Below are 12,877 nucleotides of genomic sequence, written 5' to 3'. Positions count from 1 at the left end.
CACATAATAACTCCCCCGGTTGTGGGTGCACTTCCTGCTTGCTTTTTTTGTGCCGGGGGGCCGGGGGGGGGGGCGCGCCCCCCCGCCCGGGCCCCCCCCCCCCCCCCCGCCGCCGGGCTCAGCACCGTGATCGTGGAACGCGAACTGCTGGGCGGCGAGTGCTCGTTCTGGGCCTGTGACCCGAGCAAGGCGCTGTTGCGGCCGGTGCTGGCACGCGCCGACGCACGCCGTGTGCCCGGGCTGCGTGACGCGGTGGCCGGGCAGCTGGACGTCGACGCGGTCCTCGCGCACCGCGACAGGATGGCCTCCTACTGGAAGGACGAGGACCAGGTCGACTGGCTGCATTCGGTCTCGGTCGATCTGATCCGCGGCCACGGGCGGCTCGACGGCCCCCGACGGGTGGCGGTGCACACTCCGCAGGGCGGCACCGTGCACCTGGCCGCGCGGCACGCCGTCGCCCTGTGCACCGGCACGAGCGCGGCACTGCCCGGGACGCCTGGGCTGGGCGCGGCGCGCCCGTGGACGAACCGCGAGGCGACCAGCGCGGGCAGGGTGCCGGGCCGGCTGGCCGTCGTCGGCGGTGGTGTGGTGGCCGTCGAGATGGCCACCGCCTGGCAGGCCCTCGGCTCGCAGGTCACCATGCTGGTCCGCGGGGGCGGACTGCTCGAGAGGCTGGAGCCGTTCGCCGGTGAGCTGGTCGCGGAGGCACTGCGCGAAGCCGGCGTGGACATCCGGTTCGGAGCCACGGTGGCTGCTGTGGCACGCACGCCTGGTGGGGAGGTGCGGGTCGACCTGACGGACGGCGGGGTGCTGGCCGCGGACGAAATCCTGTTCGCCATCGGACGAGTCCCGCGCACCGCGGACATCGGCCTGGAGACCGTCGGCCTCACCCCGGGCTCCTGGCCGGCCGTGGACGGCACCTGCCTGGTGACCGAGGTCGCGGGCGGCTGGCTCTACGCCGTCGGCGATGTCACGCACCGGGCGCTGCTGACGCATCAGGGCAAGTACCAGGCCCGGATCGCCGGCGCCGCCATCGGTGCCCGCGCCAAGGGAGAGCCGGTCGACGACGCCAGGTGGGGCGCGCACGCCACGACGGCCGACCACGCGGCCGTACCGCAGGTCGTCTTCACCGACCCGGAAGTCGCGTCCGTCGGTCTCACCACGCGCGAGGCGGAACGGACCGGGCGCCGCATCGAGGTGGTGGACTACGACCTGTCGCGCGTCGCGGGCGCCCACCTGTACGCCGACGGCTACCGGGGCAGGGCCCGCATGCTCGTCGACACCGACCGCGGCACCGTGGCCGGGGTCACCTTCGTCGGTCCCGGCGTCGGAGAACTGCTGCACTCGGCCACTGTCGCCATCGCGGGCGAGGTGCCTGTGGAACGGCTGTGGCACGCCGTACCCGCGTTCCCGACGATCAGCGAAGTCTGGCTCAGGCTGCTGGAGACCCACCGCGACCGGCAGCGGCCCGGCCGGCCGTAGCAAGCGCGGCGGACAGGCCGGCGCCCCTGACCGGTCCGCGCCGTTTCACGGCGACGCCCCCGACCGAAATCCCCGTGACCAGTGATCCATTGGAGCATTTGATGCATGTGTCCGGCTGTACGACTACAACGACTTCTGCAACGCCTTCCGAGGAATCCGTGGCGGTCATCGAGACCCGCCTGGCCCATCAGGTGCACCGGGTTGCCACCACCCTGCTGGCCGAGGCGGCCACTCGCCCCTCCGTACCGCTGGGCGCCCTGACACAACTGCGCGACTTCGTCGTCGCGCACCTGCGCCATCACCACGAGACCGAGGACAACGACCTGTGGCCGCGGATCGTTGCCGCCGTGCCGGCCACGGAGCGCGAACTCGGCGCGCTCAGCGAGGAGCACGAGCGACTGGATACCGCGCTCCACCTGCTGGCCGCGGTGAACCTGAACGGTGACCGGCCCGAGGACGGGGCCGGTGTGGCCGTCAGTACGCACGCCGGCGATGACGGCGCGGCAGAGGGCCTGCGCACCGCGCTGCGGGACGCGGCCGCCGCGGTGCGGGACACGGTGCACGACCACCTTGCCCATGAAGAGCCGCTCCTCCTCCCCGCGCTTCGCGACCGTCTCAGCCCGGCGGAGTGGCGGGACTTCGCACAGCAGGTGATAGCGACCACGCCACCGGTGGCCGGACACCTGATGGTCGGTTTCCTCGACGAGGTGGGGAGCACCGCGGACGTGGAACTGGTCCTCGCGAACCTGCCGGAGCCGGTACGCCCGCTTCTGCCGGCCATGCGCACGCAGGCGACGGACGACCTGCGGATCCTCCGCGGGAACGGCTCGCGGTCAGAGGGGGCGGCCTGAAGGCTACGGGTCGCCGGCTGCCGAACCTTGGCGGTGGACGTCGGGCCGTAACCGTGGCCGCGCCCCAGAGCCGTTTCAACTGCAGCCACACGCGGGGCTTCCACACCCGCTGAAACACACCCCCTTTTGCCGAAGGCGCGGAGACCGCGGTCCCCGCGCCGATCACACCTGCCCCCAAGCCACCTGCCGACAGGAGAAACACCGATGAACTCCTTTGTCATACACGCCGGTTCGATGTTCGACGGATTCAGCATGTCCGGTCCCGTCGCCGTGCACGTCTCGGGCGGTCGCATCCTGCGTGTGGACCGCACCGGCGTACTGCCTTCCCATGGCGGCGAGGTGATCGACCTCGGTCCCTCGGCCTGCCTGCTGCCCGGACTCGTCGACACCCACGTCCACCTTGCCTTCGACGCCGGTCCGGACCCCGTCACCTCCTTGGCCTCCGCATCCGACAGCGACCTCCTGGCGCACATGCGGGCCGCGGCCCGGTCCGCTCTGCTGGCCGGTGTCACCACGGTGCGCGACCTCGGCGACCGCGACTACCTCTCGCTGGCCCTCGTGGAGGAGATGGCCCACCACCCGGAGCTGGGGCCGGAAATCCTCCCCGCGGGGCCCCCGCTGACCACGCCGGGCGGCCACTGCCACTTTCTCGGCGGCGAGGTGGAAGGTGACGCCGAAGCGCTCCGTGCCGCTGTCCGCGAGCGTCACGCACGCGGCTGTGCCGTCATCAAGGTCATGGCCGGCGGCGGCCACATGACAGTCGGTTCCGTGCCGGCGCACGCCTCCCAGTACGGCCTGGAGGACCTGCGTGTGGTCGTGGACGAAGCGCACCGCCTCGGCCTGCCCGTCGCCGCCCACGCCCACGGCGTCCAGGCCATCAGGGACGCCGTGGAGGCGGGCGTCGACAGCCTGGAGCACGTCTCCTTCCTCACCGAGGACGGCATCGCCCCCGACCCCGGCCTCATCGGCGCCATCGTCAATAGGGGAACCTTCGTCAGCCTGACACTCGGTCTGGACCCCGCCCAGGCAGTGAGGCCTCCGAAAGCCATGACCGCACATGCCATGGCCGCACACGTCAACGCCGTCCTGGACGCCTACAGCACCCTGCAGCAGCACGGCGCCGACGTCGTCATCGGATCGGATGCCGGGATCGGGCCCTGGAAGCCGCACAACGTGCTCCCCCACGGCGTGGGCGACCTGGTCCGGCTGGGCGTCGCACCGCTGGACGCGCTGATCGCCATGACGAGCCGGGCGGCCCGCCTGTGCGGTGTCGAGGGCCGCAAGGGCCGCATCACCGCCGGCGCCGACGCGGACATCCTGGTCGTCGACGGCGACCCCGTGCATGACCCCGCGGCCGTGCTGGATGTGCGGGCAGTCTTCCGCGCCGGTGTCCGCGTACGTTGATCAGGTCGGGGACGGGCGCAGTGACCACTGCGCCCTGACCAGCCCTCACCGGCCGGCACCGTGGTGACGCGTGGTCACGCCTGGTCAGGCCTGTCAGGCCTGGTCACGCCGTTACGGCTGCGCGAGCCACTCCTCGAAGGTGGTGGGCGCGACGCGGGCGCCCTCCCCGGGCAGGAGCACGTCCCCGGCCATCTCCGGGCCCAGCAGCGAGGACCACGTCGGCACGAGCCTGACCGCATGGCCGCGCGCGTCGTTGGTGCGCCGGGCCATGTCGACCAGGTCCTGCGGCTCCGGGCCGGCGACATCAACGTAACGCCCCTGCGGTGGGCCCGTGGCGATCTCGGCGAGGATGCCGGCCACGTCCGCGGGCGCGATCGGCTGGATGAGCAGCGGTGGGATCGTCGCGACGCCGTCCTGTTCGGTCCAGGTCGTCATCGTGGCGGCGAAGTCGTGGAACTGGGTGACAGGGACGATCGTCCAGGGGACCGGGCCCCCGGCGACGAGTCGCTCCTGCTCACGCTTGCCGTGGTAGTGCGGGTTCCCCGCGACGCGGTGGACCCCGACGATCGTCAGCAGGACGTGGTGGCGGACACCGGTCCGTGCCTCGGCAGCGAGCAGATTCCGGGTGGTGGTGCCGAAGTAGGTCACGGCGTCATCCTCGTCTGCCGCCTCGTGGCTCGTGGCGTCCACGACGGCGTCGACGCCGGTCAGGGCCGCGTCGACGCCGTCCCCGGTGATCAGATCCACGCCGAGTGAGCGGCTGATGCGCACAGTGCCGTGGCCGCCCTGCTCGAGCGCGGCGACGGTGCGGGCTCCGATGTTCCCGGTGGCTCCGGCGACGGCGACGCGCATGGTCATCTCTTTTCCGGCACTCGTGCCGCCAGGGTCCGTGCTCCCATTCCCTGCCGGCACCTGTGAGGTGGGCGGTCACCTGCCGGCCCCTCGCCGGCCCCTCGCCGTCCCCCCTCAGCGTCTCCCCCGGCGGACACCGTCGCATCCCGGCAGCCGGTCGTCGTGGCAGCCGGTCGTCGCGGCAGCCGGACCCCTGGCTCAGTCGTGCGGCACCGTGCCGGCAGGTTCGTCTGCCGGCACGGTCCGACCTGGAGTGTCAGCGCTGGAGGTGGACCGTGAAGTGTCGCTCGGTCTCACCCGCGGGGACGGTCCGGACGAAACCCCGGGCGGTGCGGTAGTCACCCGACCCGCCCGTGATCCCGACGTCCACCGACGACGAGGCGGGCAGGTGCAGGAGCGCCTGCGCGGCGAACTGTCCCTCGGGCAACGAGAAGGTGCCCAGGCACTGGAGAGCGGCCGGATCGACCCGGGTGAAGGTGCACACCGTGCCGTGGTCGCCCACCTTCACACCGTGACGATAGAGATCCTCGTGCACCACCCGCTGGTCACCCACGCTGACTCCCGGCTTGCCCAGATCGACTTCCGCGGCCGAGGTCTGCTTGCCGACCAGCTCGAAGGTCTGCACACGGTGCTTGGCGGCGGGCACGTCGGCCGCCGTCGCCGACGGCGCCAGCGCCGCGGCCCCGGCCAGGACCACCGCTGCCCCCGCAGCCGCGCTCAGGTACCGCGCCTTGCGGGTCTTGATGATGTTCAGCATCTGACTGCTCCGTTCATTGATCTTCATTTGGTAGGGAATGGGCGCATGTGCATGTGCGCCTGTGCGGCCGTGCCGACCGACCCGGCCGAGCCGGTGGGACCGACGTCTGCTTGCGCAGGTGCCCCGGAAGGACGCGCGAGCGGACTCGCGAAGGCTCGAACAAGATACGAGCATATGCTCCTAACTCCCGGTTTGCCACCTGCGCACTGCTGCTGTGGCAGGCGACACAAAACCGCGCCGTTGTGGACGGCTACCGAAGGCGCTCACGAAGCCGGGGCGCGCCCCGGCTGCCGCACGCCCGGACCATGTGAGCGGTTCGCGGGCTGATGTGCGGTCACCGGTGCGGTGGGGAGGGAGCGGGTGTTGGCCGGGTGTTGAATGCCGTCCCATGAACGAGAGCGGACGTGCGGCGAGCCGGACGGCGGTGCTGGTGTGTCAGGGGCGGGCGGCCGCCAATGGCAGGGCGGCTCCGGGCCGGTTCGACGATCCGGTGGCGGTCGTACTGCTGCGGGTGGATGAGCGCGGGCCCGTCGACGCGGTGCGGGCGGGGACCCCACCGGCGGGGTGGCGGGCACGTACGGTGTACGAGAGTGTGCGGGCGTGCGCAGAAGTGGTCGTGCCGCGCACGGTCGCGATCGATGCGGCGCTCCGCGCCCGCGCGAGCGGTCAGCTGGTGATCCTCGGCGCCGGTCTGGACACCCGTGCGTGGCGTCTGCGCGAGCTCGCGCGGACGGATGTGTGGGAGGTGGACCACCCGGCCTCCCAGCAGGACAAGCGCGCACGCCTCGCCGAAGCGGCGCGAGCGGACGGGGAACCCGGCGACGACACCCGCGCCGCTGCTGGACCTGGACTGTCGGCCGTGGCGCGCTCCGTGCGGTTCGTGCCGGTGGACTTCGCCGTCGACGATCTCGGTGCGGCATTGGACACCGCCGGGCACGACCCGTCCGCGCCCACGACCTGGCTGTGGGAGGGCGTCGTTCCCTACCTCACCCGCGACGAGGTGCGTGCCACGGTGGCGGCGCTCGCATCCCGGTCATGTCCCGGCAGCGTACTCGTCGTCAACTACCAGGCGCCGTCGCTGAAGGCCGCCGCGGGGCGGCTGCTGACCCGCGTGCTCGGCAGTTCCGTCACGGCGGGCGAGCCGTGGCGCTCGTTGTGGAGGCCGCAGCAGATGGCCGCACTGCTCGCGGAGCATGGCCTCCAGGTGGTGTCCGACGACACTCTCCTCACCCACGCGCACGCCATCGGCAGCCCGGTCAGGACGCGGTCCTCCCTGCGATCGGGCCGCGTGGCTGTCGCGGAAAAGCCACGGCCATGAGACACGGTGAGGTCGGCTACGGCGGCTTCGGGCGCGGGTCGCCGTGTCAGAGCCGGCGATTCAGCGCGGGCCGGGGGCCGCCACGTTTCGTCTGATCCTGATGGGGCATCAGTCAAGGCACGTCGACTGCTGGTCGTGGCCGTTGGGGGGCGGAATGGCGTGCAGTATTTCGTTTGACATCGGCGCGACTTCCGAACTGTACTCCCAGCTCACCGGCGTACTGGCGGGCTTCTCTTTCACGGCGGTCATTATCGCCGTCTCGCGCTCCCTTGAACCGGGCCCCGCCCCGGCGAACCCTCCGCAGGCCGACCAGGTCAAGGTCTCGCTGGAGAAGGCGATGCCGGTCATGATCTGCTCGTTCCTGGGCTTGGTCATCACGTCGCTGACCTACAGCGCCATCGCCGGGGACGCCAAGAACGCCGGTCGGGCCACGATCGAGGAGTTGGTGGGCGGCCTGGCATTCTCCGTGGCCGGGATCCTGATGTTCTATTCCATCGTTCTGCTGCTGGAAGCCATCACCATGGCGGATACGGCGGACCACGGTCGGCGCGTGCTCGGCCAGCTCGTCACGCTCATCTCTTTCGCCTACATCTGCAACGGCATCGACGACTACAACGACGCGCATTTCCCGGACCCGGGTGACCCACCCGCCTGGGAGACCGCGCTCACGTACTCCCTGCTCGGCTTTTTCGCCCTGTACGCGATTTTCGGCTACCTCTTTTACCACAAGCTGCCGCGGATAGGCGGTCGCGATGTGCGGCGAAAGGAAGACGGGACACTGACCCGCGGCGGCCAGGACCTGACCCCGGGCACCCACACGGAACCGGATCACCACCAGAGGGTGCAGAAGATCGCGACGACGAGCCTTTTCTTCATCATCGTCTGCGCGATCGGTGTGGGGTTCTTCAGCGCCTACGGTGACGAGCCGTGCGAGACGGCGCCGGTGGGGGTCGCCGTCGCCATCATGTGCCTCAGCTTCGTGATCGCGTCGATGTTCTCGGTCTGGTTCTTTCTCTCGCGGGGTCCGGACCGGGTGCGGCCGTGAACGGAACGCGGGAACGCACGTGTGCGTCTCCTCCCCCACGGACTACCTGATCAAGGTCGTAGCGATCACGTGGCTTCGGCGCATTCGTCGACGAAGGCGCAGAGCCGGCGGATGAGGCTCAGGTAGGTGCCAGGGGCAGTGTTGGGCCGCATGTGGGACGCATCTTCGAGCCACTGGTGCCACAAACCGCCCGGGACCAGGAAGCGGGCCGCTTGGTCGCCTCCGGGATGCGCGGCGGTGTACAGGAGAGCTCCCAGGGCCACGGGCTGGTCGTACGCGAGGTCGGGACGGCGCAGGTAACGATCCAGGTAGGCGGCCAGCAGATCGGCATCCCGTGGTGTTCCGAAACCGGCCAAGGCCACGCAGTAGGCCAGACCGGCGCAGCAGACCTCGCTGGCCAGCAGCAGCTCCCCGAGTCGCTCGCGGAACTCGGTCCGCCGGGAAACGGCCACGAGCCACGCCGCAGTCCTCCGCTCACGCCACCCGCCTTCAAGGAGGGTGGAGATCTCGTCCGCGGTGATGACTCCCGCGTCCTCGCGCATGCTTCGCACGATTCGGTCGTACGTGGAGCTCTGCGTGCGCAGCAGTGGGCCGCCGAGTTTCAGATAGCGCCGCTCGGGCGTGACGTAGCGGCGAACGAGAGCGAGTAGTTCGGGATCCTCGTGGGCGTGGCGTATCACAGGGCCGATCCTGCCTCGCCGGTGCGGAGCGGGGCCATCCTGCCGCACGCGGACGGCCTGACAAGGGCGGGCCCTACCGCTCCGTCACCGTGATGTATGCCGTCCTCTTCGTCCGGCCGTGGTGGGCGGTGACCGTTACGGGGTAGCGGCCGGGGCGGAGGTCGGAGCGGACGGTGGCCGTGCCGAGGAAGCGCGGGTCGTCTCCGTCGGCGCCCTTGCTGTCGTCCTGGCGGAGGTGGAGCGCCCCGGTGAAGGCCGGGGAGGTGGCGGTCAGCCGCGTCTCCTCCCCCGGGTCCGGGTACCGGTCGTGCCACATGACCGCGACCCGCCCTCCGACGCGGACCCGGTACGTGTGCGCGCCGCCCGAGTAGCCCTGGCCCGGGTCGTAGAACTCGGGTCCGGACACCTTGCCCCGGTAGTCGTGGTCGCCGGGCCGGGACGCCCGGACCTTCAGGCGCTTCCCGGCGATACGGCGGCCGTGCGGGCCGTACAGCTCGAAGGTGTACGTGCCGTCCGGCAGGTCGGGCTTGAGCGTCGGCCGTGCCGAGAAGGCCCGCGGGTTGTAGAAGTCGGTGTCGTCGTCGTGGGCGAGACGTACGGGCCGGGGCAGGGCCGCGGAGCGCACGGTGAAGTCGGTGCCCCGCTCGCCGGGGTAGAGGTCGTCGAAACTCATCCACACCGGCTCCCCGGGGCGGGTCACGTCCCCCGACGCGGGCATGGTGAACGAGGGCCGCTGGGACCGTACGACCTGGATGCGGTCGTGGGCCACGGTGCGGCCGTGGACCGCGACGGTGAGTGGGTACCAGCCGGGCTTGTCCGTCATTTCGAGGGTCGCCAGGGCCGCGTAGTGGTCGCCCTCCCACCGCAGTCTCACCGGCCCGCGCAGCGCGGGCGACTGCGCGCTCACCGCGTCGCCGCCCTGCGCACGGCTGACGCCGTAGAGCATCATGTGGACCAGTTGCCCGGGGCGGGCATCGGTCTGGCCGTTGAGGATCAGGTCGGCCTTGCCGCCGGCGGTTCCGGGAGTGGCGGCGGTGGTGGCCGCGGTGTGCGTGGGGGAGGCCGTCTGCCGCTCTCCTCCGGCCTTGCTCGTCGCGCCGGCGCACCCGCACAGCACGAGACCGGCCGCTGCGACGGCTACGGCCCTGGACCAGTTCATCGTTCCCCCAGTAGGTAGGTCACCTTTGAAGAGGACGAAACGGCACCGGTGGTTACCTCCGGGGAGGAACAGGCGGCCTGTTCACCACAGCGTGATCAGCGGTCGCGCGGAGGCCTGGCCGGCCGGGCCCTTCTGCCCTGCCGGCAGGTGAGCCGTGTGGCTGGGCCCCGCGGACGGCTACCTGCGGGCCAGTGTGCGGGTGAGTCCGGTGGCGACGGTCGTGGCGAGGATCCAGCCGGCGGCGACGAGGGCCGCGGCCAGCCACTGCTGCCATCCCAGCGGGTTGAAGGCCTGCTGCTGGCCGAAGCCCACGACGGGCAACAGCAGGTCGAGCGAGTACAGGAGCGGGTTGAACGGGGGTGCTTCCGCCGGCTTCACGGCGGACGGATGGTGGAGGGTGAAGGCCCACGTCCCGGCGATCAGCAGGAAGAGCAGCCACAGCGCGGCCCGCAGGGGCCGGTAGCCGTAGCCGACCGTCCAGTCCTGCAGCAGGCCCCACCAGCGCAGCGCCGCCGGTTGCGTCACCTGCCGCTTGCGGCACTTGGCCAGGAGCACCTCGCGTGCCGCGTCGTCGAGGCCCTGCCTGGTGTACGCGGCGGCCAGTTGCTCGTAGGGCTGGGGCAGATAGCCGGCTTGCTCCCGGGCCAGCCACGCCAGGCGCTCGCCCACCGGGTCCGTGACGGTGAGATGGTCGTAGACGAGGCCGTCCAGGCGGAGTACGCCGGGCCAGCGCGCCGGGTGGTCCGCGAGGACCCCGATGCGGGCGTGCCGGAGGTCGACCGGGCCGCGGAGTTGCGTGCCGTGACCGGTCCTGAGTGAGCCTGCGGTGATCCTGTTGAGTGCGAGCGGTCCGTCGACGGTCGTTCCTTCGAGGCACAGATCGCTGTGGATGTGACTGTTGGTCAGGGACATCCGGCCGTCGGAGCGGAATCCGTCGCAGCAGTCGAGAGTGCCGCCGACGGTGAGTCCCCAGGCCGTGAGGGTGTGGCCCGACGGGTTGGTGAGGTGAGCGTTCGGGAGTTCCACACTGCCCCCGACGCGGGCGTCGGTCAGCACGATCTGCCCGGTGGACGCCAGTCCTTCCCCGTCGATGCGCCCCAGCACGTGCAGGCGTCGCGCCGAAAGGCTCTCTCCGTGTGGGTGGTGCAGCCGTGCTCCGGCCAGGGCGACGGATCCGTCCACGTGTGTCTCCTCGAGCGTCAGCTGCCCGTTCACGGTGAAACCGGATCCTGCGGCGAGGTCTCCGCTGATGTGGGCGAGGGACGCGTCCAGGGCACGCTCGCCGGGACTGTTCAGGGTTGCGCCCCGCAGCAGGAGCGGGCCCTGTACGACGGCTCCCGTCAGGACGACCGGGCCTTCGGCCGTGAAGCCGGCGTCCAGCGCGAGCGCGCCGTTCACGTGCAGGCGTTCGGCGTTGAGCGCCGGACCGTTCGCGTTGTGGAGTCGCGCGCCCGTCAGGGTGCAGCAGCGGGCTATCCTCGCGTCCTGCAACCGGAGTTCGCCGTCGGAGACCAGCGCACGTCCGGACGCCTGGGGCCAGACTCCGCCGAAGAGTCCTCCCTCCACGACGAGTCCGTCGCCGTTGAGTGTCACTCCCGCGGGGTGGGTGAGGGCGGCGCCTTCGAGGACCAGGGTTCCGCCGACCCGGGCACTCCACAGCAGCGCCTCTCCGTCGATGACCGCATCGCGGCACAGCAGGTCGCGCTCCACCACGAGACTGTCGCCGTGCAGTGCGGGAACTCCGTTGTCGCCGTGGGGTGCGGGAGCGCCGCTGACATTGAGCCCGGTCAGGTCCGCCGTCCCCGTCACATGGGCACGAGTGAGCCGGACGGGCCGGCTGCTGTGGCAGCCCGTGAGCCGTAGCAGCCCGTCGACGCGGGCGTCCTGCAGTACGAGCCCCGGAAACGCCGAGCCGCTGAGATCGACGAGGCCGGTGGACGCGGCTTCCAGGGACGGCTGCCGGTCGAACGTGCAGGCCTGGGCGACCAGCGCGTACCGCAGCTCGCAGCCCGACAGGTCCAGCACCCCCGTGACGGGCGCGCCGCGCAGCCGCAGCGCGGGCACGCACCCCGGCCGTGACTCACAGTCCCCCAGCAGGAGGCGGGCCAGGACTTCCGCCCGGACGACCCTGCTGGAGTCGGGCTCGGTGCCTGTGTGGTGGACCCGCAGATCGACCTGTCGTCCGGCGGGGAACGCGTCCCACACCGCCTGCTCTGCCTCGGACAGTCCGGTCCCGGACATCGGTGCTCCCCCGAAAGCGCGTCTCCTTCACGGACCCTCCCCCGGGATGTTCGGCAGGAATGTGCCGTTCCAATCCCGGCGGCGTTCCCGCGCGTGACCGCGATCAGCCGGGAAGGTTCCCGGCCAGGCGGCGCAGGGCTGGGGTACGCGGCCGGGTCGGCCCGCACCATTCCGCTGACCCGGCGAGCGGTCTGTCGGCCGCCGGGGCCTGGTGGTCATCGCTTGCGATCGGGGCTCCACTCGTAGGCTCCTGGCGCCGTCTCGACGACTTCCCGGGGCCAGGTCCGCCGGACTTGTTCCAGGCGCCCGCGGTGCTCGGCGATCCAGTCCTCCTGGGGGCGGGCTCCGAGGGCTGCGGTAAGACGGTCCGGGTCGCTGACCTGGATCGACAGCCAGCCGTCCTCGTGGACGTGGATGTCGAGGCCGAGGCCGCGGTCTCCGCCGATGCTCACCGTCCGGCCGGGGGCCAGGGTGGAGAGGTCCTGCTCCCAGGAGTCCAGGTCTTCCGGGAGGAGGTACAGGCCGAGCCGGGCGTCGACGAAACCGGCGGAGACGAGCACGTCCGCGTGCAGGATGTCGTGGCCGGTCAGCACCCCGGGCTGGGCCCGCCCGGTGACCCGGACGATGCAGCGGTTGCCCTCCGGGTCGGCGAGGTGGATCAGGTCCGTCGGGGCGGGTGGTGTCATGGGGTGGCTCGCTTTCGTGCGCCGGAGTGGACCGCATCGTCTCAAGTCCGGGAAGCCCGGCGGGCGGAGGGATGTGTGGGGCGCGGTCGGACCGGCTGCCGTAGGCGGGTGCACGCGGCCCTGGTGAGAACGGTGCCGTGGAAGCGGGCGGTCCAGGGCCTTGCCCGGCGTTCCTCGGCTTCCGGGGAACGCGGCGCGGGCGGCGCGGGCGGCGCGGGCGGCGCGGGCGGCGCGGGCGGCGCGGGCGGCGCGGGCGGCGCGGGCGGCGCGGGCGGCGCGGGCGGCGCGGGCGGCGCGGGCGGCGCGGGCGGCGCGGGCGGCGCGGGCGGCGCGGGCGGCGCGGGCGGCGCGGGCGGCGCGGGCGGCGCGGGCGGCGCGGGCGGCGCGGGCGGCGCGGGCGGC

At 71.9% G+C, this 12,877-nt stretch carries 11 protein-coding genes and 1 pseudogene; 6 read left to right on the top strand and 6 right to left on the bottom strand.

What is annotated here, in order from left to right; genetic code table 11:
- Positions 1–108 precede the first annotated feature (108 nt).
- From ACI2LW_RS33155 to ACI2LW_RS33145, 3 genes and pseudogenes are all read left to right on the top strand, one after another.
- Positions 109–1,482, top strand: a pseudogene (locus ACI2LW_RS33155) (dihydrolipoyl dehydrogenase family protein); the annotation flags it as partial.
- 158 nt (positions 1,483–1,640) lie between these two features.
- The gene (locus ACI2LW_RS33150) at positions 1,641–2,333 is read left to right on the top strand and encodes a hemerythrin domain-containing protein (protein ID WP_404734979.1); all 693 of its coding nucleotides are present in this window, start codon (positions 1,641–1,643) and stop codon (positions 2,331–2,333) included.
- 204 nt (positions 2,334–2,537) lie between these two features.
- Positions 2,538–3,737 (top strand): amidohydrolase family protein, encoded by a 1,200-nt coding sequence (locus ACI2LW_RS33145; RefSeq protein ID WP_404734978.1) that lies wholly within the window; start codon positions 2,538–2,540, stop codon positions 3,735–3,737.
- Between the two features lie 111 nt (positions 3,738–3,848).
- Here ACI2LW_RS33145 and ACI2LW_RS33140 read toward each other — a convergent pair whose 3' ends face one another.
- A complete protein-coding gene (locus tag ACI2LW_RS33140; protein ID WP_404734977.1) occupies positions 3,849–4,589 on the bottom strand; it encodes an SDR family oxidoreductase in 741 nt (246 codons plus the stop codon).
- A 256-nt stretch (positions 4,590–4,845) separates the two neighbouring features.
- On the bottom strand, positions 4,846–5,346 hold the full coding sequence (locus ACI2LW_RS33135) for a hypothetical protein (protein WP_404734976.1): 501 nt from the start codon (positions 5,344–5,346) through the stop codon (positions 4,846–4,848).
- 388 nt (positions 5,347–5,734) lie between these two features.
- On the opposite strand from ACI2LW_RS33135, the gene ACI2LW_RS33130 reads away from it, so the two are divergent.
- Both ACI2LW_RS33130 and ACI2LW_RS33125 read left to right on the top strand, forming a co-directional pair.
- Positions 5,735–6,664: a class I SAM-dependent methyltransferase gene (locus tag ACI2LW_RS33130; protein WP_404734975.1), complete on the top strand. Its 930-nt coding sequence runs from the start codon at positions 5,735–5,737 to the stop codon at positions 6,662–6,664.
- A gap of 154 nt (positions 6,665–6,818) precedes the next feature.
- Positions 6,819–7,709 carry a hypothetical protein gene (locus tag ACI2LW_RS33125; protein WP_404734974.1) on the top strand — a complete coding sequence of 297 codons (891 nt, stop codon included), beginning with the start codon at positions 6,819–6,821 and terminating at the stop codon, positions 7,707–7,709.
- Positions 7,710–7,774: 65 nt separating this feature from the next.
- On the opposite strand, the gene ACI2LW_RS33120 is transcribed toward ACI2LW_RS33125, so the two are convergent.
- The 4 genes from ACI2LW_RS33120 to ACI2LW_RS33105 all read right to left on the bottom strand — a co-directional run bounded on the left by ACI2LW_RS33120 (position 7,775) and on the right by ACI2LW_RS33105 (position 12,475).
- Positions 7,775–8,389, bottom strand: coding sequence for a DUF6000 family protein (locus ACI2LW_RS33120; protein ID WP_404734973.1), 615 nt, complete (start codon positions 8,387–8,389; stop codon positions 7,775–7,777).
- A 73-nt stretch (positions 8,390–8,462) separates the two neighbouring features.
- A complete protein-coding gene (locus tag ACI2LW_RS33115; protein ID WP_404734972.1) occupies positions 8,463–9,548 on the bottom strand; it encodes a hypothetical protein in 1,086 nt (361 codons plus the stop codon).
- Between the two features lie 177 nt (positions 9,549–9,725).
- Complete coding sequence (locus ACI2LW_RS33110) at positions 9,726–11,789, bottom strand: hypothetical protein (protein WP_404734971.1); 2,064 nt, start codon at positions 11,787–11,789, stop codon at positions 9,726–9,728.
- Positions 11,790–12,004: 215 nt separating this feature from the next.
- Entirely contained in the window at positions 12,005–12,475 is a 471-nt protein-coding gene (locus ACI2LW_RS33105; protein WP_404734970.1) for a DUF5959 family protein, read from the bottom strand.
- A gap of 123 nt (positions 12,476–12,598) precedes the next feature.
- Between ACI2LW_RS33105 and ACI2LW_RS33100 the strand changes: the two genes are divergently transcribed.
- Positions 12,599–12,877, top strand: a 279-nt coding sequence (locus tag ACI2LW_RS33100; RefSeq protein ID WP_404734969.1) for a hypothetical protein, incomplete at its 3' end; no start/stop codon positions are given.

Source organism: Streptomyces sp. NPDC004065, from assembly GCF_044903565.1.
In the GTDB taxonomy this organism is placed as follows: domain Bacteria; phylum Actinomycetota; class Actinomycetes; order Streptomycetales; family Streptomycetaceae; genus Streptomyces.
The sequence above is the reverse complement of the archived record's forward strand: the minus strand, read 5'-3'. Positions and strand labels throughout refer to the sequence as shown.

What these genes read in the sequence shown, in the direction of transcription:
- ACI2LW_RS33145 (WP_404734978.1), top strand. Translation starts at nt 2,538, where the DNA reads ATGAACTCCTTTGTCATACACGCCGGTTCGATGTTCGACGGATTCAGC.
- ACI2LW_RS33140 (WP_404734977.1), bottom strand. Translation starts at nt 4,589, where the DNA reads ATGCGCGTCGCCGTCGCCGGAGCCACCGGGAACATCGGAGCCCGCACC.
- ACI2LW_RS33135 (WP_404734976.1), bottom strand. Translation starts at nt 5,346, where the DNA reads ATGCTGAACATCATCAAGACCCGCAAGGCGCGGTACCTGAGCGCGGCT.
- ACI2LW_RS33130 (WP_404734975.1), top strand. Translation starts at nt 5,735, where the DNA reads ATGAACGAGAGCGGACGTGCGGCGAGCCGGACGGCGGTGCTGGTGTGT.
- ACI2LW_RS33125 (WP_404734974.1), top strand. Translation starts at nt 6,819, where the DNA reads ATGGCGTGCAGTATTTCGTTTGACATCGGCGCGACTTCCGAACTGTAC.
- ACI2LW_RS33115 (WP_404734972.1), bottom strand. Translation starts at nt 9,548, where the DNA reads ATGAACTGGTCCAGGGCCGTAGCCGTCGCAGCGGCCGGTCTCGTGCTG.
- ACI2LW_RS33110 (WP_404734971.1), bottom strand. Translation starts at nt 11,789, where the DNA reads ATGTCCGGGACCGGACTGTCCGAGGCAGAGCAGGCGGTGTGGGACGCG.
- ACI2LW_RS33105 (WP_404734970.1), bottom strand. Translation starts at nt 12,475, where the DNA reads ATGACACCACCCGCCCCGACGGACCTGATCCACCTCGCCGACCCGGAG.